The organism is Pseudomonas sp. S1_E05, assembly GCF_056337105.1.
This window is the reverse complement of the sequence record NZ_JBFRHM010000001.1, coordinates 2912259-2934866: the sequence shown is the minus strand read 5'-3', so window position 1 is coordinate 2934866 and position 22608 is coordinate 2912259. Positions and strand designations below refer to the sequence as shown.

21 protein-coding genes and 2 pseudogenes are annotated in these 22608 nt (G+C 47.8%); 19 read left to right on the top strand and 4 right to left on the bottom strand.

The features are described from left to right. Positions 1–3: 3 nt before the first annotated feature. From AB4N33_RS13530 to AB4N33_RS13440, 19 genes and pseudogenes are all read left to right on the top strand, one after another. Positions 4–636 (top strand): N-acetylneuraminate synthase family protein, encoded by a 633-nt coding sequence (locus AB4N33_RS13530; RefSeq protein ID WP_476457535.1) that lies wholly within the window; start codon positions 4–6, stop codon positions 634–636. Continuing rightward, the gene (locus AB4N33_RS13525; RefSeq protein ID WP_476457534.1) at positions 560–1096 is read left to right on the top strand and encodes an N-acetylneuraminate synthase family protein; all 537 of its coding nucleotides are present in this window, start codon (positions 560–562) and stop codon (positions 1094–1096) included. The genes AB4N33_RS13530 and AB4N33_RS13525 overlap by 77 nt, the downstream gene beginning before the upstream one ends. Beyond that, positions 1093–1761, top strand: a complete 669-nt coding sequence (locus tag AB4N33_RS13520) for an acetyltransferase (RefSeq protein ID WP_476457533.1) — start codon at positions 1093–1095, stop codon at positions 1759–1761. The genes AB4N33_RS13525 and AB4N33_RS13520 overlap by 4 nt, the downstream gene beginning before the upstream one ends. Positions 1762–1778: 17 nt before the next feature. Then, entirely contained in the window at positions 1779–2417 is a 639-nt protein-coding gene (locus AB4N33_RS13515) for a sugar phosphate nucleotidyltransferase (protein ID WP_476457532.1), read from the top strand. Between the two features lie 58 nt (positions 2418–2475). Next, complete coding sequence (locus AB4N33_RS13510; RefSeq protein WP_476457531.1) at positions 2476–2823, top strand: sugar phosphate nucleotidyltransferase; 348 nt, start codon at positions 2476–2478, stop codon at positions 2821–2823. Positions 2824–3052: 229 nt separating this feature from the next. Continuing rightward, a complete protein-coding gene (locus AB4N33_RS13505) occupies positions 3053–4312 on the top strand; it encodes a lipopolysaccharide biosynthesis protein (RefSeq protein ID WP_476457530.1) in 1260 nt (419 codons plus the stop codon). 78 nt (positions 4313–4390) lie between these two features. After that, positions 4391–5662 carry a hypothetical protein gene (locus AB4N33_RS13500; protein ID WP_476457529.1) on the top strand — a complete coding sequence of 424 codons (1272 nt, stop codon included), beginning with the start codon at positions 4391–4393 and terminating at the stop codon, positions 5660–5662. 27 nt (positions 5663–5689) lie between these two features. Next, entirely contained in the window at positions 5690–6832 is a 1143-nt protein-coding gene (locus tag AB4N33_RS13495; RefSeq protein WP_476457528.1) for an N-acetyl sugar amidotransferase, read from the top strand. After that, positions 6829–7443 carry an imidazole glycerol phosphate synthase subunit HisH gene (hisH, locus tag AB4N33_RS13490; protein ID WP_476457527.1) on the top strand — a complete coding sequence of 205 codons (615 nt, stop codon included), beginning with the start codon at positions 6829–6831 and terminating at the stop codon, positions 7441–7443. Before AB4N33_RS13495 ends, hisH begins: the two co-directional genes overlap by 4 nt. Before the next feature lies 1 nt (position 7444). After that, a complete protein-coding gene (locus tag AB4N33_RS13485; protein WP_476457526.1) occupies positions 7445–8227 on the top strand; it encodes an AglZ/HisF2 family acetamidino modification protein in 783 nt (260 codons plus the stop codon). 39 nt (positions 8228–8266) lie between these two features. Then, positions 8267–9301: a polysaccharide biosynthesis protein gene (locus AB4N33_RS13480; RefSeq protein WP_460117028.1), complete on the top strand. Its 1035-nt coding sequence runs from the start codon at positions 8267–8269 to the stop codon at positions 9299–9301. A gap of 3 nt (positions 9302–9304) precedes the next feature. Further along, entirely contained in the window at positions 9305–10423 is a 1119-nt protein-coding gene (wbjC, locus tag AB4N33_RS13475; RefSeq protein ID WP_460117027.1) for a UDP-2-acetamido-2,6-beta-L-arabino-hexul-4-ose reductase, read from the top strand. 23 nt (positions 10424–10446) lie between these two features. After that, positions 10447–11578: pseudogene (gene wecB, locus AB4N33_RS13470) on the top strand (non-hydrolyzing UDP-N-acetylglucosamine 2-epimerase). 14 nt (positions 11579–11592) lie between these two features. Beyond that, positions 11593–12845 (top strand): annotated as a pseudogene (locus AB4N33_RS13465) (glycosyltransferase family 4 protein). Continuing rightward, complete coding sequence (locus AB4N33_RS13460) at positions 12845–13810, top strand: UDP-glucose 4-epimerase family protein (RefSeq protein WP_476457525.1); 966 nt, start codon at positions 12845–12847, stop codon at positions 13808–13810. Before AB4N33_RS13465 ends, AB4N33_RS13460 begins: the two are co-directional and overlap by 1 nt. Continuing rightward, a complete protein-coding gene (locus tag AB4N33_RS13455) occupies positions 13810–14829 on the top strand; it encodes an MraY family glycosyltransferase (RefSeq protein WP_460117023.1) in 1020 nt (339 codons plus the stop codon). Before AB4N33_RS13460 ends, AB4N33_RS13455 begins: the two co-directional genes overlap by 1 nt. Before the next feature lie 93 nt (positions 14830–14922). After that, positions 14923–16932: a polysaccharide biosynthesis protein gene (locus AB4N33_RS13450; RefSeq protein WP_460117022.1), complete on the top strand. Its 2010-nt coding sequence runs from the start codon at positions 14923–14925 to the stop codon at positions 16930–16932. Positions 16933–17243: 311 nt separating this feature from the next. Further along, positions 17244–17729 (top strand): hypothetical protein, encoded by a 486-nt coding sequence (locus tag AB4N33_RS13445; protein ID WP_460117021.1) that lies wholly within the window; start codon positions 17244–17246, stop codon positions 17727–17729. Positions 17730–17761: 32 nt separating this feature from the next. Beyond that, the gene (locus tag AB4N33_RS13440; protein WP_476457524.1) at positions 17762–18766 is read left to right on the top strand and encodes a hypothetical protein; all 1005 of its coding nucleotides are present in this window, start codon (positions 17762–17764) and stop codon (positions 18764–18766) included. 522 nt (positions 18767–19288) lie between these two features. Here the strand turns inward: AB4N33_RS13440 and AB4N33_RS13435 are convergent. The 4 genes from AB4N33_RS13435 to AB4N33_RS13420 all read right to left on the bottom strand — a co-directional run bounded on the left by AB4N33_RS13435 (position 19289) and on the right by AB4N33_RS13420 (position 22307). Next, complete coding sequence (locus AB4N33_RS13435) at positions 19289–20041, bottom strand: class I SAM-dependent methyltransferase (protein ID WP_476457523.1); 753 nt, start codon at positions 20039–20041, stop codon at positions 19289–19291. Beyond that, on the bottom strand, positions 20038–20400 hold the full coding sequence (locus tag AB4N33_RS13430; protein ID WP_460126782.1) for a GtrA family protein: 363 nt from the start codon (positions 20398–20400) through the stop codon (positions 20038–20040). The genes AB4N33_RS13435 and AB4N33_RS13430 overlap by 4 nt, the downstream gene beginning before the upstream one ends. Before the next feature lie 276 nt (positions 20401–20676). Beyond that, positions 20677–21621 carry a glycosyltransferase family 2 protein gene (locus AB4N33_RS13425; protein WP_460117018.1) on the bottom strand — a complete coding sequence of 315 codons (945 nt, stop codon included), beginning with the start codon at positions 21619–21621 and terminating at the stop codon, positions 20677–20679. Further along, positions 21618–22307: a WbqC family protein gene (locus AB4N33_RS13420; RefSeq protein ID WP_460117017.1), complete on the bottom strand. Its 690-nt coding sequence runs from the start codon at positions 22305–22307 to the stop codon at positions 21618–21620. Before AB4N33_RS13420 ends, AB4N33_RS13425 begins: the two co-directional genes overlap by 4 nt. Positions 22308–22608: the final 301 nt, after the last annotated feature.

The window sequence follows — 22608 nt, the reverse complement described above, 5'->3', positions numbered from 1 at the left end:
TAAATGAACCAGTCCAGTAAAGATACCGTGTATATCATTGCCGAAGCGGGCGTAAACCATAATGGTGATCGGGCACTGGCTTTTGCGTTGGTTGACGCCGCCGCTGATGCGGGCGCTGATGCCGTGAAGTTTCAGACGTTTGACGCTGCACGTCTGGCCTCGCGTCATGCTCCAAAGGCGTCTTATCAGAAGAAAAGTACGGACGAGTTCGAGAGTCAGCTGTCCATGCTTAAAAAGCTGGAGTTGCCGAGAGAATGGCACAAGGAACTTCAAAGCTATGCCAGAGGCAAAGGGGTTGAGTTTTTATCCACTGCCTTTGATACCGATAGTCTGACGTTTCTTTCGGATCTTGGAATGCCTTTCTTCAAGGTTCCTTCGGGTGAACTAACCAATGGACCGCTATTATGGCAGTTTGCGCGGACCGGAAAAAAACTGGTTCTGTCCACTGGTATGGCAACGCTGAGTGAGGTCGAGCAGGCTCTTGCGATTGTCGCGCATGCAATGCAGTTCAGCCAGGAGCCTGTTGACATGGACGAAGCCTGGCGTTGCTGGGGAATGAGTGAGTGCCGCGCACGGCTACAGGGGGCACGTCACGCTACTGCATTGCACTTCTCAGTACCCTACACCGTGGAATGAAGTCAATTTAAAGGCAATGGACACATTGGCAAACGCTTTCAATCTGGACGTCGGTTATTCAGACCATACAGTTGGCTGCCTGATTCCGGTTGCAGCAGTAGCTCGCGGCGCCAAGGTGATAGAAAAACATTTCACACTTGATCGCTCTTTGCCTGGTCCTGATCACAATGCTTCGCTGGAGCCCGATGAACTGAAACAAATGGTTTCGGAAATTCGAGCTCTGGAGTTGGCGCTGGGCAGTCCATGCAAAGCGCCCCAAGCCAGCGAATGGGACACGCGTAAAGCAGCGCGACAACAAGTCGTCGCTGCGAGGGGTATTGCTGCGGGTTCGAAATTGGTTCGGGAGGATTTGAGCACTGCACGCAGTGGGCAGGGGTTGCCGGCAATCGCGTTATGGAGCTTGGTTGGCACTTTCTCGGCTCGCAGCTATGAAGCGGGCGATGCGATTACCGACCAATGACAAAGAACTCTGCGAATCATATGCCATTGGTCATGCTCGGTGCGGGAGGGCATGCCAAGGTGCTACTGTCACTGGCTCAGTTGTTGGGTTTGGATATTCATGGCATCTGCGCACCAGAGTTGAGGGAGCAGGGCATTGGCGAGTGGCGCGGTTGCAAGGTTCTAGGTGGGGATGAGGTCCTTGAGATGCTTGATCCTGGCAGTGTAGGCCTGATCAATGGCATTGGGCAGTTAGTTGGAGGTTCCGGCAGACGTAATGTCTACGAGCGACTCACAGCACGGGGCTTTCTCTTTCCTGCACTAAAACATCCTGCAGCCTGGGTTGATCCAAGTGTCTCTCTTGGCGACGGGGCACAAATAATGGCCGGAGCCATCATTCAGGCTGACGCTGTCATCGGTGCAAACTCAATCATCAATACCCGAGCCAGTATCGACCATGACTGTCGTATTGGATCACATGTACATGTCGCTCCCGCGGCTACACTGTGTGGAAATGTGCGCGTCGGAGACCGGGCATTCATTGCTTGCAGTGCCGCGGTGATACAAGGCATCAGCATTGGCAACGATGCGGTCGTTGGGGCGGGAGCTGTTTTGGTTCGAGATCTTGCCGCTCACCATATAATGTTTGGCTCCAGGGCACCGAGTCGCTTCGTGCCGGGTGAGTAATCAAAAGAAGGTATTCAATGAAGCAGTGGGAGTTAACGCTCGTCGGCCCAGAGATTTCTCTGGTGGACGCTATTGCTACGCTTGACCGCGTGGCACTGAAAATTGTCATGGTCGTCGATCATGAGCGTCGTCTCTTGGGTACGGTTACTGATGGCGATGTCCGTAGAGCTTTGTTGAAGCGTCTGTCACTGGAAACGCCGGTGCGTGACGTGATGTGTGCTACTCCAAGGACGGCTGAGAAAGGTTGGGACAGGGCTCGAATCCTTGCGGTGATGGAAAAGTACAAGCTGTTGCAGCTACCGGTGCTGGACCCGCAGGGGTTGGTCATTGGCCTTGAGACCTTGCAGGAGCTTCTGGATAACCAGCGCAGGCACAATCCAGTATTTCTGATGGCGGGTGGCTTCGGTACTAGGTTACGGCCACTGACTCAAAATTGTCCGAAACCCCTTCTGAAAGTAGGTGAAAAGCCTATTCTCGAGCTAATCCTAAGAAGTTTTATCAATTCTGGATTTCATCGGTTTTTCATATCTACTCATTACATGCCGGAGATGATCCGAGAGCACTTCGGAGATGGCAGCAAATGGGGGGTAGACATCCGCTACGTGCACGAAGAGGAGCCGCTGGGTACGGGGGGCATTGGGTTTACTACCACATGATGAGATTGATTTACCGCTGTTCATGATGAACGGAGATTTGCTAACGACACTAAATTTCTTGAATCTGCTCGAGTTTCACCAGAATCATTCTGGTGCAGCGACCATGTGCGTGCGCGAATATGAATACTGCGTGCCTTACGGCGTTATTCAAAGTGAAGGTCATCGAATTCGTTCCATGGTAGAGAAGCCAATTCAACGCTTTTTTATCAATGCTGGTATTTACATATTATCGCCCGAGTTGGTGAAACGTGTAGCACCGGGGACTCGTGTTGATATGCCAACTTTGTTGGAGTCAGAGATTGCCGAAGGGCGAGATGTCAACATGTTCCCAGTGCATGAATATTGGCTGGATATCGGCAGGATGGAAGATTTTCAGCGCGCGCAGCAAGAGTTCGGATCGTTATGAATGTTGCTTCTCAGAGTTTCTTTGAGGTGGGCGGCGAAAGCATTGCCCGCAGGTTATTCGATAAAAATTTTGCAATGCTTCAGTACTCCAGTGTTTGACCTGAAGCACAGGTAGAGGCAGTAGTAATGAGTGCGTTGCAATTGTGCGTCACGTGGCAAGGTAGTCGATCGTTGCGTGATGCATTGGTAAATTAAAATAAACTATGGTGATGATCATACTAGTTGGTAACATGCTGAAGGAAAATATATTCCGTTGTATCAATATCGTTCTCCGCGGTATGACATTGGTCAGCAAATTCATATTGATTTTTTTTCTGGCAAAATTTCTGGTATCCGGCGAGGTTGGTTTATTTGGACTTTTGTCAGCGACCGTCGGGTATGCACTCTATGTAGTCGGCTTCGAGTTCTATAATTTCTCGACGCGTGAAATGATCGGTGAGGAACCAAAGCGCTGGCTTGGGATGATCAGAGATCAGTTGGTTCTTTATATCATTTTGTACGTCGTATTCTTGCCATTCGCACTATTTGTTTTCTTCAAGGGATGGCTGCCTTGGACGCATGTTTACTGGTTTATCACGTTGGCACTGCTTGAACATATCGCCCAAGAACTCAATCGGATATTAGTGGCTGTCTCGGAGCAGTTGCTCGCCAGTGTAGTGTTGTTCCTGAGAAGCGGCGCCTGGTGCCTGGTCGTTGTCGCTGTGATGTGGGTCGATCCCGCGTCACGTAACTTAGAGTTCGTATTAGGAGGTTGGGTTCTCGGTTGTTTTTTTGCTTGCGCCATTGCGATCAAAAAAGTCTTAAGCTTTGATAAGGCTTCATTGAAAGACTCAGTTAACTGGAGTTGGATTGCTAGAGGAATAAAAATTGCCATTCCGTTGCTTATCGCAAGTCTTGCAATAAGAGGAATATTTACTTTTGATCGGTATTGGGTAGAAAGTGTATCTGGATTGAGTGTTTTGGGGGCGTATGTTCTTTACGTCGGTATGGCAACTGCCGTTCTATCCTTTATAGACGCGGGTGTGATTGTGTTTTTTTATCCGAAGTTAGTGTCTTCCGCAAAAAAAGGTGATACGTCTGGTTTCAAGAAAGATATGAAAGATCTGACCATTAATATTATTGGTGTTACAGCTTTTCTTATTTTAGCTTGCTATGGTGTGAGTGGCTTCGTTTTACAGTGGTTGAATAATTCTGTCTATTCTGAAAATGTCAGTATCTTGTATTGGCTGCTGGCGGCGATTGCCATCTATTCAGTCAGCATGATTCCGCATTTAGGGCTCTATTCCTTCGGTTACGATACGGCTATCTCCTATAGTCAGGTGGCAGGTTTTTTTGCATTTCTGGTAGTTGCATATCTTTTTAGTAATAAAGTAGGGGTGGTCTCCATACCGTTAGGTATGTGTGTCGCTTTTACGCTGATATTGGGTTGGAAGTCTTTTGCTTACTGGGCAATGCTAAGAAAAAAAACCATGCTTGAGACGACGCTATAAAGTAAGTAATGGTTATTTCCTGGCGCGCGGTGTAGGGCATGCATACTCTTATTTTGAATTTATGTTGGTGGTTGGTTAATGACTGAACAAGGATTGAGGTTCATTGTTGAATATATCCGGGCTACGGAAAATGAAATCGCGATAGATTGCAGTGTCTATACGCTTTCGAACGTTTTGCCAGAACAGTTAAATTACGTTCCGAGGCCCGCCAAGATCCTGAATAAATTCGCTGGGAATAGAAAAATCTTCAAACTGCTTGTGAGTGTGTTCAAAACAACGTGGCGCTTCGGTGGTGCTTCGTTGTATTTTTTGTATGAGATGATTATTTTTTATCGTCATTCCTTGCGATGCAGCGATCAATTAGGATCAAGTGCTGATGCTGGTGATTACGCCCTGGCATTTTCTTCGCGTGCTGGGGATATCTTGCAGTCGTCAATCCTTGGGTTAGCGCCGAAGTACTGGATTACATTTCCATGGGCGCCCGTAAATCGTCAAAAGCTTAGTGGGCAACATGTCGACATTTTCTCATTACTCGGTGCGAAAGACTTTATACGTGCTTTCAAGTTAGCAATAACAGCGTCCAAGAAGCTGGTGTATCGAAAACAGACGAAAAACTGGATTTTACAGAGCTATACCGCATTTCGATGGTTCGCCGTCAGAATCGCGCTTGAGAAACTCAGTATACAAAAGCTCGTGATTGCCGAGCATTACGATAGATGGGCTGTCCTAGCAGATAGAGTTGCCGCAGAAAAGAATGCCTCATTAGTTATGGTTCAGCACGGGGCGCTTTCTGGGTTGACGTTATCAGAACATGAAACCCAAGCAAGGTTGCCATTCCGCCTTGCACATCGTCTTTCCAGTGTGAAGCAACTTTTCGTTTATGATGAATCATCCCGTTCGATCTTTGCAACGGATATTCTATCGGCTGGATGCATTGCCAAGGGTGTGGCAGTCAACTATTTTCAGCCCATAATTGAACTCACTCGCTTTTCATCTAAAAATGCAGTCAGTATTCTATTTGTAGGGCACCCAATTTGTGAGGCTCTGCATATTTATATGTTTAAAGAGTTGAGCCGGGAATATAGCGTAAGTTTTTATTATAAGCCTCATCCAACCGCCGGTGTCAGTGACTCAGTAAGAAAACAAGGCTGGCATGTCATTGAAGGTCGAAGCTGTTTTCCCGAGGTCGACTTTCTGATTGCTTACCCGTCTACACTTGTGAGTGAGTATTCTACATCGGGCATTTCTGCGGTGCTCCATTCCATGAATCAGGACAAGGATTTTTCCGCTGGCCTTCTAGGGTCAGTCAAGTCAAAATTGGACGCGCTTGCTTGTGAAAAATTGGTGTGAGCATGGTTTTCTTTTTCTGGGGTGGATATGAGCAATAAAACGTATCAAATGTGTTCTCGCTGCATCATGGATAGCAGTGATCCACATATCCATTTTAATGACCAGGGATTGTGCGATTACTGCGTGAATTTTGATTCGGTCATCAAGCCAAACTGGCACCCTGACGAGCGGGGCTACGCTGAGCTCATGAAGCTGAGCGAAAAGATCAAGAAGGATGGTCAGGGTCGTGACTTTGATTGCATCATTGGTCTGAGCGGGGGCCTGGATAGCTCCTACGTAAGCTATATAGCCAAAGAAAAAATGGGTTTGCGACCGTTACTCTTCCACGTAGATGCTGGTTGGAATACGGATCAGGCGGTAGGGAATATCGAAAAGCTGGTCGATGGGCTGGGGCTTGACCTCTATACTGAGGTGATCAATTGGGAGGAGATGAAAGATCTGCAGGTGGCCTTTCTCAAGGCGCAGATTTCCGATCAGGATCTTCCCCAGGATATCGCATTTTTCTCTGGACTTTATAAGTTTGCTAAAGCACACAAGATAAAATATATCTTAACAGGTGGTAATTTTTCCACGGAATGTTGCCGAGAGCCGGAAGAGTGGGGTGGGTACCCCGGTATAGACAAGCGGCTCATCAAGGATATTCACTCGAAGTTTGGACGACGCGCACTCAAAACTTTCCCAATCGTGGATATTCTTTCCTATAAACTTTATTATCGATTCTTGTTAGGAATGAAAGTTGTAAAGCCGTTGAACCTGATTCCATATGTGAAGCAAGATGCTGAGAGCCTTCTAAGTGACTTGTTCGGGTGGAAGAAGTTTCAACATAAGCATCACGAGTCGCGGTTTACTCGGTTTTATGAAGACTTCTGGATGCCCAAAAAGTTCGGCTTTGAAAAGCGAAGGGCGCACTTTTCAAGCTTGATTATGACGGGGCAAATGACCCGCGATGCAGCAATTGCGCGGATTGCAAAGCCAGAGTTGGATGAGCAATTTTTAAAGTCTGAATTTGAATACGTGGCTAATAAGCTAGATCTTACAGTAGATGAGTTGCAAGCGATATTTGATGGGGAAAACAAAACCTGCTCTAATTATAAGAGCAAACGGTTCTTGATTGGGCTCGGTTCACGTGTGATGAGTGCTATTGGCCTGGAGAGAAGATTGTTCAGATGATCACGATCATTGATTATGGATTGGGTAATATTCAAGCTTTCGTGAATGTGTACAAGCGACTGCACATTCCTGTTGCGGTTGCTAGGTGTGTTGATGATTTTGAGGGGGCGCAAAAGCTCATTCTGCCCGGGGTAGGTGCATTCGATCATGCCATCGAGCGCTTGAACGCATCGGGGATGCGACCGGCACTTACGGAATTTGTCCAAGGTAGAAAAGTCCCGGTTCTTGGCATTTGCGTTGGGATGCAAATTCTCGCCGACTCCAGTGACGAGGGTACCTTACCTGGCTTAGGGTGGGTGCCTGGTAGCGTTCGGTCCTTCAAGTCGATTCCCAATTTAAAGGATTTGGCTCTTCCTCATATGGGGTGGAACGATGTTAGCCCGACGACAGGCTCAGCGCTCTTCAAGGGATTTGAAGCGGAAGCGCGTTTTTATTTCCTTCACTCATACTTTTTTGATTGCGTTGATCCAGAACATGTTGCTGCGACTTCTTCTTATGGTCTGGATTTCAGCTGCGCGGTCAGGGCCGGAAATGTATATGGCGTCCAATTTCACCCCGAAAAAAGTCATCATTTTGGGGTGGGCTTATTGAAAAATTTTGCGGAGCTATAACATGCTGAGGCCGAGAATAATTCCGTGCCTTTTGATCCAGGAAAGTGGCTTGGTCAAAACGGTCAAATTCAAAGATGCCAAGTATGTCGGTGATCCTATCAATGCCGTTAAAATATTTAACGAAAAGGAAGCCGATGAACTGATTGTCATCGATATCGACGCCACTGTTACCGGTGCAGAGCCCAATTACAAGCAGATAGCCAATCTCGCCGCCGAATGCCGTATGCCACTTTGCTATGGCGGTGGAATTCGGACAGCTGATCAAGCTAAGAAGATAATTGCGCTGGGGGTTGAAAAAGTGGCTATCAGCTCAGCTGCCCTTGATAATCCCCACCTTATTTCGCAGATTGCTGAGGAGATCGGTAGTCAGAGCGTCGTAGTGGTTCTGGACTACAAGCCCCGTTTACTTAGTAAAAATCACGAAGTTTGGACTCATAATGGTAAACGCAATACGAAGCGTAACGTATTGGAAGTTGCGGTCGAGGTTGAGAAGCTTGGCGCAGGCGAGATTGTATTAAATTCGATCGAGCATGATGGCCGGATGAAGGGTTACGACGTCAGCCTCGCGCGAAAGCTTCGTGAAACAGTGCATATACCCATCACGGTGCTGGGTGGCGCGGGTTCGCTTGAAGATATGCGTGATGTCGTAGCTGCATGTGGGGTTGTGGGCGTCGCGGCGGGAAGCCTCTTTGTATTTAAGGGGCCTTATCGTGCCGTATTGATCAGTTACCCGTCGAGCCGTCAGAAAGACGAACTTATTTATTCAGCATTGCGATCTGAATGATTCATTCGCCGTCGCACGCATTGATTCAGGACTTAACTTATGTTTAGCGGAAGAAAACTACTCATCTCGGGTGGTACAGGTTCATTTGGGAATGCTGTCCTAAAGCGTTTTCTCGAGACCGACATTGCTGAAATTCGTATTTTCAGTCGGGACGAAAAGAAGCAAGATGACATGCGTAAACGTTATGCCAATTCCAAACTTAAGTTTTACATCGGTGATGTCCGAGATTATCAAAGCGTCCTGAATGCAACGCGAGGCGTTGATTATATATTTCATGCGGCCGCACTCAAGCAGGTTCCTTCCTGCGAATTTCACCCGATGGAGGCAGTAAAAACTAACGTCATCGGTACTGATAACGTTCTTGAAGCCGCTATTCAGAATGAAATCAAGCGAGTGGTTTGTTTGAGTACTGATAAAGCTGTTTACCCTATTAATGCGATGGGTATTTCCAAAGCAATGATGGAAAAGGTGATGGTTGCAAAGTCGCGAAACGTCGATGAAACCAAGACAGTTATTTGCGGCACGCGCTATGGAAATGTAATGGCGTCGCGGGGGTCCGTTATACCATTGTTCATTGAGCAAATTCGGGCGGGCTTGCCGTTATCGATTACAGACCCAAACATGACACGCTTCATGATGACGTTGGCAGATGCAGTAGATCTAGTTTTGTACGCCTTTGAGCATGGCAATAATGGCGATTTGTTCGTGCAAAAAGCTCCAGCCGCGACAGTCGAGACCCTTGCACGTACCTTGACCGTGATGCTTGGTAAGCCGGAGCACCCTATTCAGATCATAGGCACACGACATGGTGAAAAGCTTTACGAGGCGCTGCTCAGTCGAGAGGAGATGGCCTGTGCTGAAGACATGGGCCAATATTACCGCGTTCCGCCAGACCTGCGCGATCTCAACTACAGTAAATATGTTGAGCAAGGTGAGGAAAAAATCTCCAGCACGGAAGATTACAACTCGCACAATACGGTACGATTGGATGTCGAGGGAATGAAAAATCTTCTTCTTAAACTGGATTTCATGCTCGCAATTCAGCGTGGTGAACACGCTATTCCTGAGGAATAAGGCATGAAAGTATTGGTCACCGGTGCAAACGGATTTGTAGGGAAAAACCTTCTTGCGCATCTTCGAGTGCGGAGCGACATCCAGATTTTCTCATTTTGTCGGGAAGACAGTATTGAACAATTGAGGTCGCTGGTTTCTGAAGTGGATTTCATTTTTCATTTAGCCGGAGTTAATCGACCACAAGATCCGGAGGAGTTTAAGGCGGGTAACACTAACCTGACACACGATTTAGCCGATGCAATCATAGCGAGTGGCCGTCAAATTCCACTGTTGTACACCTCCTCAATTCAGGCTGAGTTGGATAATGCATATGGCAACAGCAAGAGAGAAGCGGAGAAAGCCTTAGCTGAGCTTTCGGATAAGTATGGTTCAGCTGTTTATCTTTTTCGCCTTACCAATGTATTTGGCAAGTGGGCAAAACCAAACTATAACTCCGTTGTAGCGACCTTTTGCCACAATATCGTCCATGGGTTGCCTATTGAAATAAATGACCCGGGCGCGTTGGTGAACCTAGTATATATAGATGATGTTATCGAGAAGTTTTTATCCGTTATGGATGGACGCTATCTCGGTCAAACCTTGATCAAGGTAGAGCCGCAATATTCGCTCACAGTTGGTGAGCTATCAGTACAACTGCATGCATTTCGTGAAAGCCGATATACCATGGTAACCGAACCTGTCGGTACCGGACTGGTGCGAGCGCTTTATTCTACCTACCTGAGTTATTTGCCGACAAAAAAATTTACTTATGAGGTCCCCAAGTATGGTGATCCCCGCGGTGTTTTTGTAGAGATGCTCAAGACCCGTGACGCGGGTCAGTTCTCCTACTTTACTGCTCATCCGGGAATTACGCGCGGTGGTCATTATCATCACTCGAAGACCGAAAAGTTTCTGGTGATCAAAGGGAACGCCTGTTTTCGCTTCCGCCATATTATGTCTGGTGAGTTTTATGAGTTATTTACCACGGGAGACAAGCCTGAGATCGTGGAAACCGTGCCTGGATGGACCCATGACGTAACCAACGTGGGAGCTGAGGAAATGATCGTTATGCTATGGGCGAACGAGGTATTTGATCGCGAGAGGCCGGACACTTTCGCGCTTCCAGTCGGCACTCAGCCGTAAACCTAGCCATGAAGAGAGCGGTAATGAAAAAACTCAAGATTGTCACCGTCGTTGGCACCCGACCCGAGATCATTCGTCTGTCTCGGGTCATGGCCGCGCTGGACAAGCACTGTGACCACGTACTGGTTCATACCGGGCAAAACTATGACTACGAACTAAACGAGATTTTTTTCCAGGATCTGGGCATTCGCAAGCCCGATCATTTTCTCAACGCGGCTGGTGCCAGCGGCGCTGAAACTATCGGAAACGTGATTATTTCGGTCGACCGAGTCCTTGCAGAAGTTGCGCCTGAAGCCATCCTGGTTCTTGGGGACACCAACAGCTGTATGGCGGTGATCCCCGCAAAGCGGAGAAAGATACCCACTTTTCATATGGAGGCGGGAAATCGCTGTTTTGATATGCGCGTTCCAGAGGAGATTAACCGTCGTATCGTCGACCATACTGCGGATATCAATCTCACCTATAGCACCATCGCTCGCGATTATCTGCTGCGAGAGGGGCTAAATCCGGATATGGTTATCAAAACCGGCAGTCCGATGTTTGAGGTTCTTAACCATTTCCGGGACGGCATTGAATCATCTGATGTGTTGGAGCGTCTGTCACTGGCTTCCGGTAATTTTTTTGTAGTCAGCGCACATCGCGAAGAAAATATTGATTCGGATAAAAATTTCCTCAAGCTGGTTGACGTGCTGAATTCCGTCGCCGCTCATTATGGATTGCCGGTTATCGTTTCCACACATCCTCGAACGCAAAAAACGCGTCGACGCGATGGGGGTGACCTTTCACGAGAATGTTCGGTTGCTCAAGCCGCTCGGCTTCAAGGATTACAACAAGTTGCAAATTGAGTCGAAGGCGGTTTTGTCAGACAGCGGTACTATTAGCGAAGAGTCTTCAATCTTGAATTTCCCGGCGCTCAATATTCGCGAGGCCCATGAGCGCCCTGAGGGCATGGAAGAAGCTGCCGTAATGATGGTCGGGCTGGAAGTAGAGCGAGTACTGCAAGGATTAAAAATTCTGGAAAGTCAAGATCGTAGTGATTTGCGAAGCCTCCGATTGGTAGGTGATTACAGCATGCCAAATGTTTCCGATAAATTGGTCAGAATTGTTCACAGCTATACTGATTATGTAAATCGCGTGGTTTGGAAACGGTATTGAGTCGAGATTCAGGAATGTCCAATAACAATTTAAGAATCTTGATCGTCTCTCAGTACTTCTGGCCAGAAAATATGCGAATCAACGATCTGGTTCGTGACTTTGTGGATAAAGGGCATGACGTAACGGTCCTTACAGGATTGCCAAACTACCCAGAAGGAAAAATTTACGATGCATATACATCTGACCCGGCTAAATTCACACAGTTTGGTGGTGCGAAGATAATCAGGATTCCGTTGGTGCCACGTGGTAAGCGAAGTATTAGCTTGATTTTAAATTATTTGTCTTTCTTTATCGGTGCATCATTTTTAGGCCCGATTAAGCTGAGGAAAAAGATTTTGATGCTATTTTCGTCTATGCCGTTTCACCTATCATGGCTGCTATTCCTGCGTTGGTAATTGGCAGATTGAAAAGGGCGCCGGTTTTCATCTGGGTTCTCGACCTCTGGCCGGAGACTCTCAAAGCTGTGGGAGTGGTGAAACACTCAGTACCACTTGCCTTGGTTGGCCGAATGGTATCTTGGATTTATAACCGAGCCGATTATTTGCTATTGCAGTCGCACGGGTTTTTCGACAACGTTAAAAAATACTGTACGAAAAAGATCGACTCCAGTCGTTTGCAATATTTTCCTAGTTGGGCTGAGGATGACTTTTCGTCCCCAGCGTCCATCGGCTCGAACTTGTTGCCGCGTGACGAGTCCGTCTTCACCATCGTATTCGCCGGCAACCTCGGTGAAGCGCAGGATCTTCCAGCTGTTCTTAATGCTGCTGAAATATTGACCGACGAGTTGCCCATCCGCTGGGTTTTTGTTGGGGATGGTCGCATGAGCGGATGGCTAACTGAGCAGGTCGAGTCGAGAAGCCTGAGCAATGTATTGATCCTGGGCCGTCATCCGCTGGAGGCCATGCCCGCGTTATTTGCTGATGCTGATGCGCTGCTTGTTTCCCTCAAAACGAATGACGTTTTCGAAAAAACGATACCTGGTAAGGTTCAGGCCTATTTGGCGTCGGGGCGACCGCTACTTGGCATGATCAATGGCGAAGCCGCACGGGTCATCAACGAATCTGGTGCCGGTCTCTCGTGCCAGTCAGGTGATGCCGAAGGTTTGGCACGCATAGCATTGGCACTAGCGAAGACGGAGCCAGAGCAATTGAAACTCATGGGCCTGGCGGGGAGAAGGTATTACGAAGCGAACTATTCAAAAACCGTTCTGTTGCAACGGCTGGAAAATATGTTCCGCGCTGCTACTTTGCGTAAGGTGACCAGGTGATGGCGCAATCCGTTTTAGTGACTGGGGTTACTGGGTTTGTCGGTGGCGCGATTCTTCGTCGCATAATCAGCGAAAATAAATACCCTGTAGTGGCGGCGCTGCGTGACCATTCTCCCTCGCTTGTTGAAACGATCGATACCGTGCGTTTTGCGACTTTGGATGGAGCGACTTCGTGGGAGGGATGCTTTGCCCATACGAGGGTAGTGATCCATTCTGCCGCTCGCGTGCATGTCATGAATGACACAGAAAGAGACCCACTGTCTGCTTTTCGCAAAGTCAACGTGGAGGGCACCATCAATCTCGCCCGCCAAGCATTTGCCGCTGGCGTCAGTCGCTTTATCTACATCAGTTCCATAAAGGTAAATGGTGAGGGTACCGCTGAGTCCCAACCGTATGAGGCAGATGACCTTCCATCGCCCGCAGATCCTTACGGTGTATCCAAGATGGAGGCTGAGATAGCCTTGCGCGAGTTGGCCGCAGAGACGGGGCGCGACGTTGTGATTATTCGTCCCGTGCTGGTTTACGGTCCTGGTGTCAAAGCTAATTTTTTGAATATGATGCGTTGGTTGGATAAGGGCATTCCCCTGCCATTCGGCGCTATTCGCAACCGGCGCAGTCTGGTGTCAATTGACAACTTGGTAGACTTGGTCCTGACTTGCGTTGAACATCCAGCCGCCGCTAATCAGACGTTCCTGGTTAGCGATGGCGAGGATTTGTCTACGACCATGCTGCTGAAGAAAATGTCGCAAGCTTTGAATGTTCCGGCACGCCTTGTGCCGGTTCCAAGCTGGGTACTGCAAGTCGGTGCTGGTTTGCTGGGTAAAAGAGCGCTTTCTCAACGCCTCTGTGGATCCTTGCAAGTAGATATATCCAAGACTCGTTCGCTTTTAGGCTGGGCACCTCCAGTTAGCTTAAATGCAGCTCTCAAAGCAACCGCGTTGCACTTTCGGGAACATCAAAAATAATGAACTACGGTTGGATGATTCCAGTTATTGCTGCGTTTTCATTTGTGTTGACTGCATTCCTTCGCAGATACGCGCTGGCTAAAAGCATTATTGATGTTCCGAATAATCGGAGTTCACATTCGATGCCTACTCCTCGAGGAGGCGGTGTCGCGATCGTCCTGGCATTTCTCGCCGCGTTACCATTTTTGGCGGGGGGCGAACAGGTGTCTTGGCAAATGCTGGTTGCGCTCGCTGGAGCCGGCGCTTTGGTGGCTGTCGTAGGGTTCATGGATGATCACAAGCACATCCCGGCACGATGGCGCCTCCTTGGACACTTCAGCGCCGCGATATGGGCGCTTTTCTGGATCGGAGGGTTACCGCCGCTGATCGTCTTCGGAGCGGGTGTGGATCTCGGACTTTCGGGGCATATCCTAGCGGCTGTATATCTCGTGTGGATGCTCAATCTTTATAATTTCATGGACGGCATTGATGGAGTCGCCAGTGTCGAGGCGATCTGTGTCTGTCTGAGTGCCTGCTTGTTATATTGGTTGGGCAATGTCGACAGTATGATCTGGCTTCCGTTGACACTCGCCGTCTCGGTCGCAGGCTTTCTGTTCTGGAATTTCCCCCCTGCGCGTATTTTCATGGGCGACGCTGGGAGCGGTTTTCTCGGGGTTGTGCTTGGCATTATTTCTCTGCAAGCTGCGTGGTCTTCTTCACAGCTATTTTGGGCTTGGTTGATTTTGCTCGGCGTCTTTATCGTCGACGCAACGTTTACATTGGTTCGTCGCATGTTCAGGGGAGATAAGGTCTACGAGGCCCATCGCAGTCATGCTTATCAGTTTGCCTCTCGCAGGTATGGCAAGCACCTGCCGGTAACCCTTGCCATCGGTGCAATTGATCTCTTTTGGCTTTTGCCCGTAGCCCTTTGCGTCATTCTTTTGGGGCTGGATGGGTTTACAGGGGTGATAATTTCATACGTACCGTTGATTTTTCTGGCGGTCAAATTTAACGCTGGGTCTCGCGAACTGGAAAGCTGATATTAGTTGATGAGCTCGGGTATTTTGGTCTTACGTATTTAATCTATCAGCAATCGAAGGCGCAGGGAGAAAGACGGGTGTTCGGAGGATTTTATGGATAATTTGCGAGCTTTCTTGTTGGGATTGTCCCGCCGGTATAAGCGTATTATACAGTTGACCACCGACGTGGTTCTGGTCTGGGCAGCCTTGTGGATGGCGTTTATCGTCCGTTTAGGTATAGATGAATTAATCGACCCGTTCTCGCAGCATCTGTGGTTATTTCTCAGCGCACCCTTGGTCGCAATCCCACTTTTCATCCGTTTCGGAATGTACCGTGCCGTCATGCGCTACTTTGGGAATGACGCCCTGATTGCTATCATCAAGGCCGTCAGTTTGTCGGCACTGATATTGGCACTAGTGGTATATGTGTACAGCAACCATCAGCGTGTGGTTCCCCGCTCCATTATCTTCAATTACTGGTGGTTGAGTCTGATAATGATCGGGGGACTGCGCTTGGCGATGCGTCAGTATTTTTTAGGCGATTGGTTTACTGCTGCTCAGCATGTCCCCTTTACTAATCGGGATGATGGTTTACCGAAAGTAGCTATCTATGGCGCCGGTGCTGCGGGTAACCAACTTGTTGCGGCACTACGCATGGGACGAGCCATGCGCCCGGTAGCATTTATCGACGATGACAGCACCATTGCTGACCGGGTTATTTCTGGGTTACAGGTCTATGAGCCGAAGCATATCCAACAGATGATCGACGCCACGGGAGCTCAAGAAATTCTTCTTGCGATTCCTTCGTCTAATCGTGGTCGACGTCGTGAGATTCTCAGTTTCCTGGAAGGCTTCCCGCTTCATGTACGTAGCATTCCGGGATTCATGGACTTGGCAAGCGGCCGGGTTAAGGTCGATGACATTCAGGAAGTGGACATCGCCGACTTGCTCGGACGGGATTCTGTGCCTGCACAAGCTGAGTTGCTGGAGCACTGTATTAGAGGAAAGTCTGTGCTGGTAACCGGTGCCGGAGGTTCAATCGGCTCAGAACTCTGTCGACAGATTTTGGTTTTACGACCTACGACGCTTTTGCTTTTCGATCATAGTGAGTTCAATCTTTACAACATTCTGTCAGAGCTTGAGCAACGTGTAGATCGAGAGTCGTTGTCAATAAAGCTCCTACCAATTCTTGGATCCGTCCGCAATCCGAAAAAATTACTCGAAGTTATGAAAACGTGGAGTGTGGATACCGTATACCACGCGGCCGCCTATAAACATGTGCCTATGGTTGAACACAACATAGCCGAGGGTGTACTGAACAACGTAATTGGTACGCTGAATACTGCCCAGGCAGCTTTGCAAGCTGGTGTAGCGAATTTCGTGCTGATCTCCACTGACAAAGCGGTTCGCCCGACAAATGTTATGGGAAGTACGAAGCGCCTGGCGGAATTGGTTTTGCAAGCGCTCAGTAGGGAAATCGCTCCGGTTCTATTCGGCGACACTTCCAACATATCCCGGGTGAATAAAACTCGCTTCACTATGGTGCGTTTTGGGAACGTATTAGGCTCCTCTGGCTCGGTTATCCCTCTGTTTCACCAGCAAATCAAGTCTGGCGGGCCATTGACAGTTACGCACCCCAAGATCACTCGTTACTTCATGACTATCCCCGAAGCCGCTCAGTTGGTTATTCAGGCTGGGTCTATCGGCCTCGGTGGGGATGTTTTTGTATTGGACATGGGCGAACCAGTTAAAATTGTCGAACTGGCAGAGAAAATGATTCATCTATCTGGACTAAGCGTTCGTTCAGAAAGAAATATACATGGAGATATGGCCATCGAGTTTACGGGGCTTCGTCCGGGGGAGAAGCTTTACGAAGAATTGCTCATTGGCGATAACGTCGTGGCGACCCAGCATCCAATGATTATGAGCGCTCACGAAGATTATTTGCCATGGGACGTATTGAAAGCGAAATTGGACGAGTTAGTTACAGCGGTTGAGAAAGACGATTACACGCGGGTTAGACAGCTGCTGCGTGATACTGTCAGCGGCTATTCGCCAGAAGGCGAGATTGTTGACTGGATATATCAGCAACACCGTCTGGAACCTGATACTCACCTGCGTTAAGCGTGTGTACAACTGATGATATTCGGAACTCTCTACGACAGTTTAATATCGTGTCTGTTTGACTGTTTCACCGCTAATTTTCGCAGGTCGTGATGGTGATTTGGGCTACATCCATGGCCATTTTGCTTCTCTACGTTATCTAAAGCGATTGCGGGTCAATATGGCTAATCTGTAAGCAGATCAGGTTTGTAACGTGTGCCTGAATGGGGATACAGTGAGGATGTGCGTTGTCTCAGCACTGGCGAGTGGTTCATAACTAAGTTGTTGACAGAACATTTCTGTCTTTCGCTGCCGAATGAAAAGGAAAGATCTTGGCGTTTTTTGAAAAAATACATTTTAGTGCTGAACAAAAATTCATTGTCTTAGCAGCTTTTCTGTACTCACTAATGCACGTCGGCATATTCTTCATTTCTGATGCGGTATATTTCGACGACTGGGTCGTTGTTGATTCTTCCAGTGAAACAATACTGAATATCTTCCAGCAAGCAGGCGCCATGTTTAATTTGGTTGGCTATCTACATGTCGGTTTTGTCAGTATGGGGGTGTGGAGTTATAAGTTTTTGACGTTTGTACTAATGGCGGTGGCGGGTCTTTTCCTCAACGAAGTGCTCAAGAGAAATGGCACGTTTGGATGTCAAACACGCTGGTGTGTCATCCTTCTGTTTTTGCTGCTTCCATTTAATATGGCGCGTGTGCCGCTAATCGACTTTCCTTATACAGCCTGCTATGTGATGTTTTTCGGCGCATGGCTGGCTATTGATCGATATCGAGTTTTGTCCGCCATTCTTTTTTTCTAAGCTTTAATACAAACTCGCTACTTGTTTTTTACGTGTTGCCGATACTCGATCTGTGGTATCGCTCTTCCGAGCGTCATTCTCTTTCGACGTTGATTAAAGTCGCGTTGGCACGCTGGGAATTAATGGTTATTCCGTTCCTGTTTTTTGGGGCGAAGTTCATGTTCTATCGGCCAGAGGGTTTTTATGCAGGATATAACCAGAGCTATAGTCTGAAGGTGATTCCCAGTATGGTCGCGGCTCAGATTAGAGATATTTTTGATTTGCACTTTAATAGTAGTGTCGTTCTAGCACTTTTTCCGCTTGTGTTTTTTTTATTGTGGAAATTATTTTCCTCGAATGGAAAAAAGCAGAACACCCTTTCGCATTTGTGGTATCTGGCGCTTGGGGGCATGGCTAGTGTTCTCGCTTGTTTGCCTTATTGGATTTTAGGCTATACCCCGACGTTCTCAGATTGGACGTCAAGATATCAACTTCTAATGCCGCTAGGCGCTGCTTTGTTAGTTTCTGCAGGGCTAATGCTTCTTCCTAAATTTTTTAAAGTTATCTCGCTTTCTATTGTTTTATCAGCATGCATTAGTTATGGGGTGAGCGGATATTATCATTTCTATATTGATTGGCAAAAGCAGCTTATTCTCCTTGATGAGTTCAGGAAAGATCCCGTAGTTTCTGAAGCCAACCTTATATTAATTAAAGATCGAACCAAAGACCTGGGTGCTTTCGGCCGCACATATCGTTTTTATGAGTGGAACGGTTTGTTGGCGCGCGCGTTGGGGGATGACCGTCGGTTCGGTTTGGAGTTGGGGGAAGTAAGTAAATACGCTAAGGGTGATTTTGATAAGTTTTTCGTAACTCAGTATAAGTCGGGCAAACATGTCCGCAGTGCTGAGGAGGCCGTTGCCATAGTACAACTGGATCTAAAGGCTGAAGATGGAGAGGGTCTATGGTCGCGCCTCGCCCCCAAAATCGCTTACAAATCCCGTATTCTTAGCAAAAAAGAATGGGTGGATCTGAGCTCCAGCGAGGCAGTGCCCCTATAAACTAGTCGACTAATACAGAGCTAAAAGGCTGTATTCTCAAAAATCGTTAGTCAGGCCGCACTGAGGTGAGTTGCCCTTCAGTACATCGATAACAGGGTGTTGTTGATGTACTGGTAGACCTACCTGTAGCCGGAGATGTGGGAATGGGCTCTGGCTAGCAAACTCCTGGCTTTCATGGAGTCAGTCGCTCTAGCGTGGCGTTCCGGTGATTAGTGAAGTGGTATTTAGTGGGAGGTCAAGACGATTGCATTTTTCCAAATTTCGTCGGAAAGAACAATCTGCTTTTTGCCACGCGACCACCATTTCAAGAGAAGCAGCGCATGAGCCTTATGCGGCCAGCATTTGAATCCGGCGATGACAGCGCTTGAGGTAAGCCATCGCCGGATGCTCTATGCTGAACTTGCAACGCAGGCTTAGGGGAATTCACTCATGTCGCGTGGTGGCTAAAATGAATCCTTGCAAGGTTCATGCATATTGTCTCAATGGCAATAAGCGCTAGTTGTTTCAAATGCGGTAAAGCAATTATTTTTTTCTCGCGACCATTAGAAGTGAGCCGCCAACTGGAATACGTATTCCCAGTTTCAGCAGGCCGAGCTCTAACTTCATGATCTTTTCCAGAGAGTAATTTAACCCGGCCGGGATCTTGAATTCGGCCATGGGATCGTAATCGCTGGTCCGTGCCCTGAGTCGCGACAGCCACATTAATGGTACAAGAAAACTCACGAAGGAGGTTGCGTATTCAACGTGAAGGCCCGAAGATTGAATCTTCTCGGTTAGTTCCGAGCGGGTATAGCGACGTACATGGCAAGCGTATTCATCGACTTCTGACCAGAGCCAGCGGTGTTGAGGAACGGAAATCAATAATGAGCCGCCTGTTTTCAGCGCATTGCTTAAGTTGTTAATTACTAACTGATCTTGCTCGATATGCTCGATAACATCAAACGCTCCAATGACGTCGTAGCGTTCACTATCAGTCATTTTTGTAGCGTCTAATTGGGAAAAAGTGGCAGAAGGCATTCTCTTTCGGGCATGCAGAAGGCCTTCTTCGAAATATTCCGAGCCGTAAATATCTGCTTTTGGATAGGCTTTACTGATCCCCTCCAAAACAAACCCGGTGCCGCAACCGATTTCCAGAAAGCTATCGAAGTGACCAACACGTGAAACGAGGGCCCATAAAAGCACCCGATTGCGCGCACGGAACCACCAATGGCCGGCTTCGGCTGCCGCAAGTGCTGCGAAGGTTTCTTCAGGGAAAGGAGTGCGTGCAGCAGTCATTCCTGGATGCTCCGAAATACAAAAAATTTGAACATGATGAAAAGAAAAGCAGCAACCGCAAAGATAGCTGCGGCCTGGATGATCTGATGTGGGTAACCTAACAGGTCAACAAATATGACTAGTATACCCAAGTTTAAAAGGTATCCAGCTATATGCACCAAAATATATCGGGTCCCCGACCCTAAAATGCTTCCTTTGTACGCAAATGTCAAACGACTGTTCCCGATGAAGCCGATAGTCGCGCCAACCACGTACAACATGGTCATGGACCATTTCGGGCTTACGCCGAGATGTGTCGTAGCGAGATAAAGCAGGTAGCCAACGCCATTAGTGGAGATTCCAATGATCCCGTATTTCATTAATTGTACGACCGTACGGTCAATCCATCCAATTTTGAAGTGCACTTTTTCCGCCAATACTCGTTCCCATTGAAAGGTTCACGGAAATTTGATGTGAACCCCGTCAGAGCCATTTTTCGCTGACTATACCTGATGCTGTTCCCTTAAAAACCTCGCGTACTGAGTCAATCTCCCGGCGATCACGGTGCGTCTATCTGCGCTTCGAAGAGGAGTGCGCAACTTAACTCTAGGTGCTCAATCGCTACGGTGCACATAGCCTCGATGAACTCGTCGAATTTATTGCTCATTTTCGTGTCCATAGGTCTTGCGAACTATATATAAGGGGCGTCGCTTGGCTTCTTGGAATATTTTCGCAATATAGAGTCCAATAATGCCCGTGCCAAGTATTATGGTACCTCCCAAAAACCAAATTGAAATCATAATGGAGGTAAATCCAGACAGCACGGTCTCGGGAAACAATAATTTTTCAACAAAAATTCCGAGTGCGAATACAATAGATCCTAGCCATATCAGTAACCCCGTCAAGAATAGCACCATCAGGGGAGCAACACTGAACGAAGCAAACGAATCAGCGACCTGCACGAGCTTGCGTGACAAGTTGTAGCTCGATTTTTGCAGTGCGATCCGCGGGGTTTTTATCAAGGGGATCGCGACTTGGGAAAAGCCTGCCCAAGCAAATGTCCCTGCTAGGTAGAGCACCCGGTCCTGGACGGTCAGAAGTGCTTCAACATACCTTCTTGTCATTAATCGACATGTCATCGGATTATGGGGAATCCTGACGCTTGACATGAAATTCAGCGCGGACCAGAAAATCTCTCCGAAGAAGTTTGATGTACGGGACGCCGTTCTTTGTTGCTGCACTCCATAAACGACATCCGCATTTGTATGGTCCATTGTTTCGGAAAACAGCTCTAGCCACTCAGGTTGCTCTTCCAGGTCACAGTCCATCAGAAGGACTCGCTCTCCCGTACTCAGTTCCAGTCCTGCAACTATCGCGGCATGGTGGCCAAAATTTCGGGATAAATCTACGACTTTGATGCTCGGATGCTGACTCTGCAGGCTCAAAGCCAATTGCAGCGATGTGTCAGGAGAACCATCATTTACCAAGATGATTTCGAAATTATCGCCAGCATTTTGTCGCGCAGCGGCAATGGTACGTTGGCAAAATTCTTCCAGAAACATGCTGGACTTGTATAGAGTGGCAATAATTGAAAGTTTCACGGATTTGTATGCTTCATATAATTTTTAGCGGATTCCCCGCAATTGAACAGCAGATCCAGAATCGATACCTCATGTGTGAAGTCTCCCCACAACTGAGGGTGGTCCTGATAGCCGGAGTAGTCAAACCAGGTTACTTTTATTCCCCGGTCAGAAAAAACATTCTTGTCCAAATAGCCTTTTGCCGCAGGGCCTGAAATATATTCGCTCGCCGCAGCTTGAGCACATAACTCAACCAGTCGCTCTGACTTTCCCTCTGTCAATGTGTAGTCCCAGGAATAAGTGACTTTTGTATTGATGTTCAAGTAGTTGCAAATAGATTGAATGAACGCGCAGTTGAGTTCGCTGAGATTGGTGTGTTGCTGATTCAAGTACAGTGGTTCGAGCCACGCAGCGACCTCGCGAAAATACCGAGATTTACCATAGTTGGAAGTTAGCGTTTTCCAGTGTTTTATCTGCCAGCGGTAATCGGGTATCTGGACATCCCTGATGCGTCGACTGATATTCTGACCGGTCGGTACGGTTAACCATTCAAGTCCGTTCGGGGTCTTAATACGATTGCGATTTCGCCAATCGTTTTTCGTGTATTGCATATCATCATAAATGATGAACTCATCCACGGCCGCGATCATGTCAAAATATCCCTTCCAGGGAATATAGTTTGATTGAAGAATTGCAATTTTCTTCACTGTGTACACTTCATCGAGTCGTTTTCCTCGATCCGGTCGATGTGAGTCACTAGACCCTCCCCCTGTGGTGTCCCCATTTTATGCGGTGATAGTTTGCGGGAAAAGATCATCAAGCACCAAAGGAAAATCCACATAAAAGGTTTGTGTGGCGAAAATCGGCTCACCCCTTTGAGTTCAAGCGGTTGGCATTAGCGAGCCTAGCTCCCGACCTGCGCCACTAAGAGGATGGGGTCGGATTTCCGTCAGTGATCCGGAAAATTGAGAGCCCATATTTCACACAATCGGTAACCTACGCATTTTT

Bases quoted from the DNA above. Each gene is read 5' to 3' on its own strand.
- AB4N33_RS13460 (WP_476457525.1), top strand. From the start codon at position 12,845: ATGGCGCAATCCGTTTTAGTGACTGGGGTTACTGGGTTTGTCGGTGGC.
- AB4N33_RS13480 (WP_460117028.1), top strand. From the start codon at position 8,267: ATGTTTAGCGGAAGAAAACTACTCATCTCGGGTGGTACAGGTTCATTT.
- hisH (WP_476457527.1), top strand. From the start codon at position 6,829: ATGATCACGATCATTGATTATGGATTGGGTAATATTCAAGCTTTCGTG.
- AB4N33_RS13530 (WP_476457535.1), top strand. From the start codon at position 4: ATGAACCAGTCCAGTAAAGATACCGTGTATATCATTGCCGAAGCGGGC.
- AB4N33_RS13505 (WP_476457530.1), top strand. From the start codon at position 3,053: ATGCTGAAGGAAAATATATTCCGTTGTATCAATATCGTTCTCCGCGGT.
- AB4N33_RS13495 (WP_476457528.1), top strand. From the start codon at position 5,690: ATGAGCAATAAAACGTATCAAATGTGTTCTCGCTGCATCATGGATAGC.
- AB4N33_RS13485 (WP_476457526.1), top strand. From the start codon at position 7,445: ATGCTGAGGCCGAGAATAATTCCGTGCCTTTTGATCCAGGAAAGTGGC.
- AB4N33_RS13430 (WP_460126782.1), bottom strand. From the start codon at position 20,400: ATGAAATACGGGATCATTGGAATCTCCACTAATGGCGTTGGCTACCTG.
- AB4N33_RS13520 (WP_476457533.1), top strand. From the start codon at position 1,093: ATGACAAAGAACTCTGCGAATCATATGCCATTGGTCATGCTCGGTGCG.
- AB4N33_RS13515 (WP_476457532.1), top strand. From the start codon at position 1,779: ATGAAGCAGTGGGAGTTAACGCTCGTCGGCCCAGAGATTTCTCTGGTG.
- AB4N33_RS13500 (WP_476457529.1), top strand. From the start codon at position 4,391: ATGACTGAACAAGGATTGAGGTTCATTGTTGAATATATCCGGGCTACG.
- wbjC (WP_460117027.1), top strand. From the start codon at position 9,305: ATGAAAGTATTGGTCACCGGTGCAAACGGATTTGTAGGGAAAAACCTT.
- AB4N33_RS13455 (WP_460117023.1), top strand. From the start codon at position 13,810: ATGAACTACGGTTGGATGATTCCAGTTATTGCTGCGTTTTCATTTGTG.
- AB4N33_RS13435 (WP_476457523.1), bottom strand. From the start codon at position 20,041: ATGACTGCTGCACGCACTCCTTTCCCTGAAGAAACCTTCGCAGCACTT.
- AB4N33_RS13450 (WP_460117022.1), top strand. From the start codon at position 14,923: ATGGATAATTTGCGAGCTTTCTTGTTGGGATTGTCCCGCCGGTATAAG.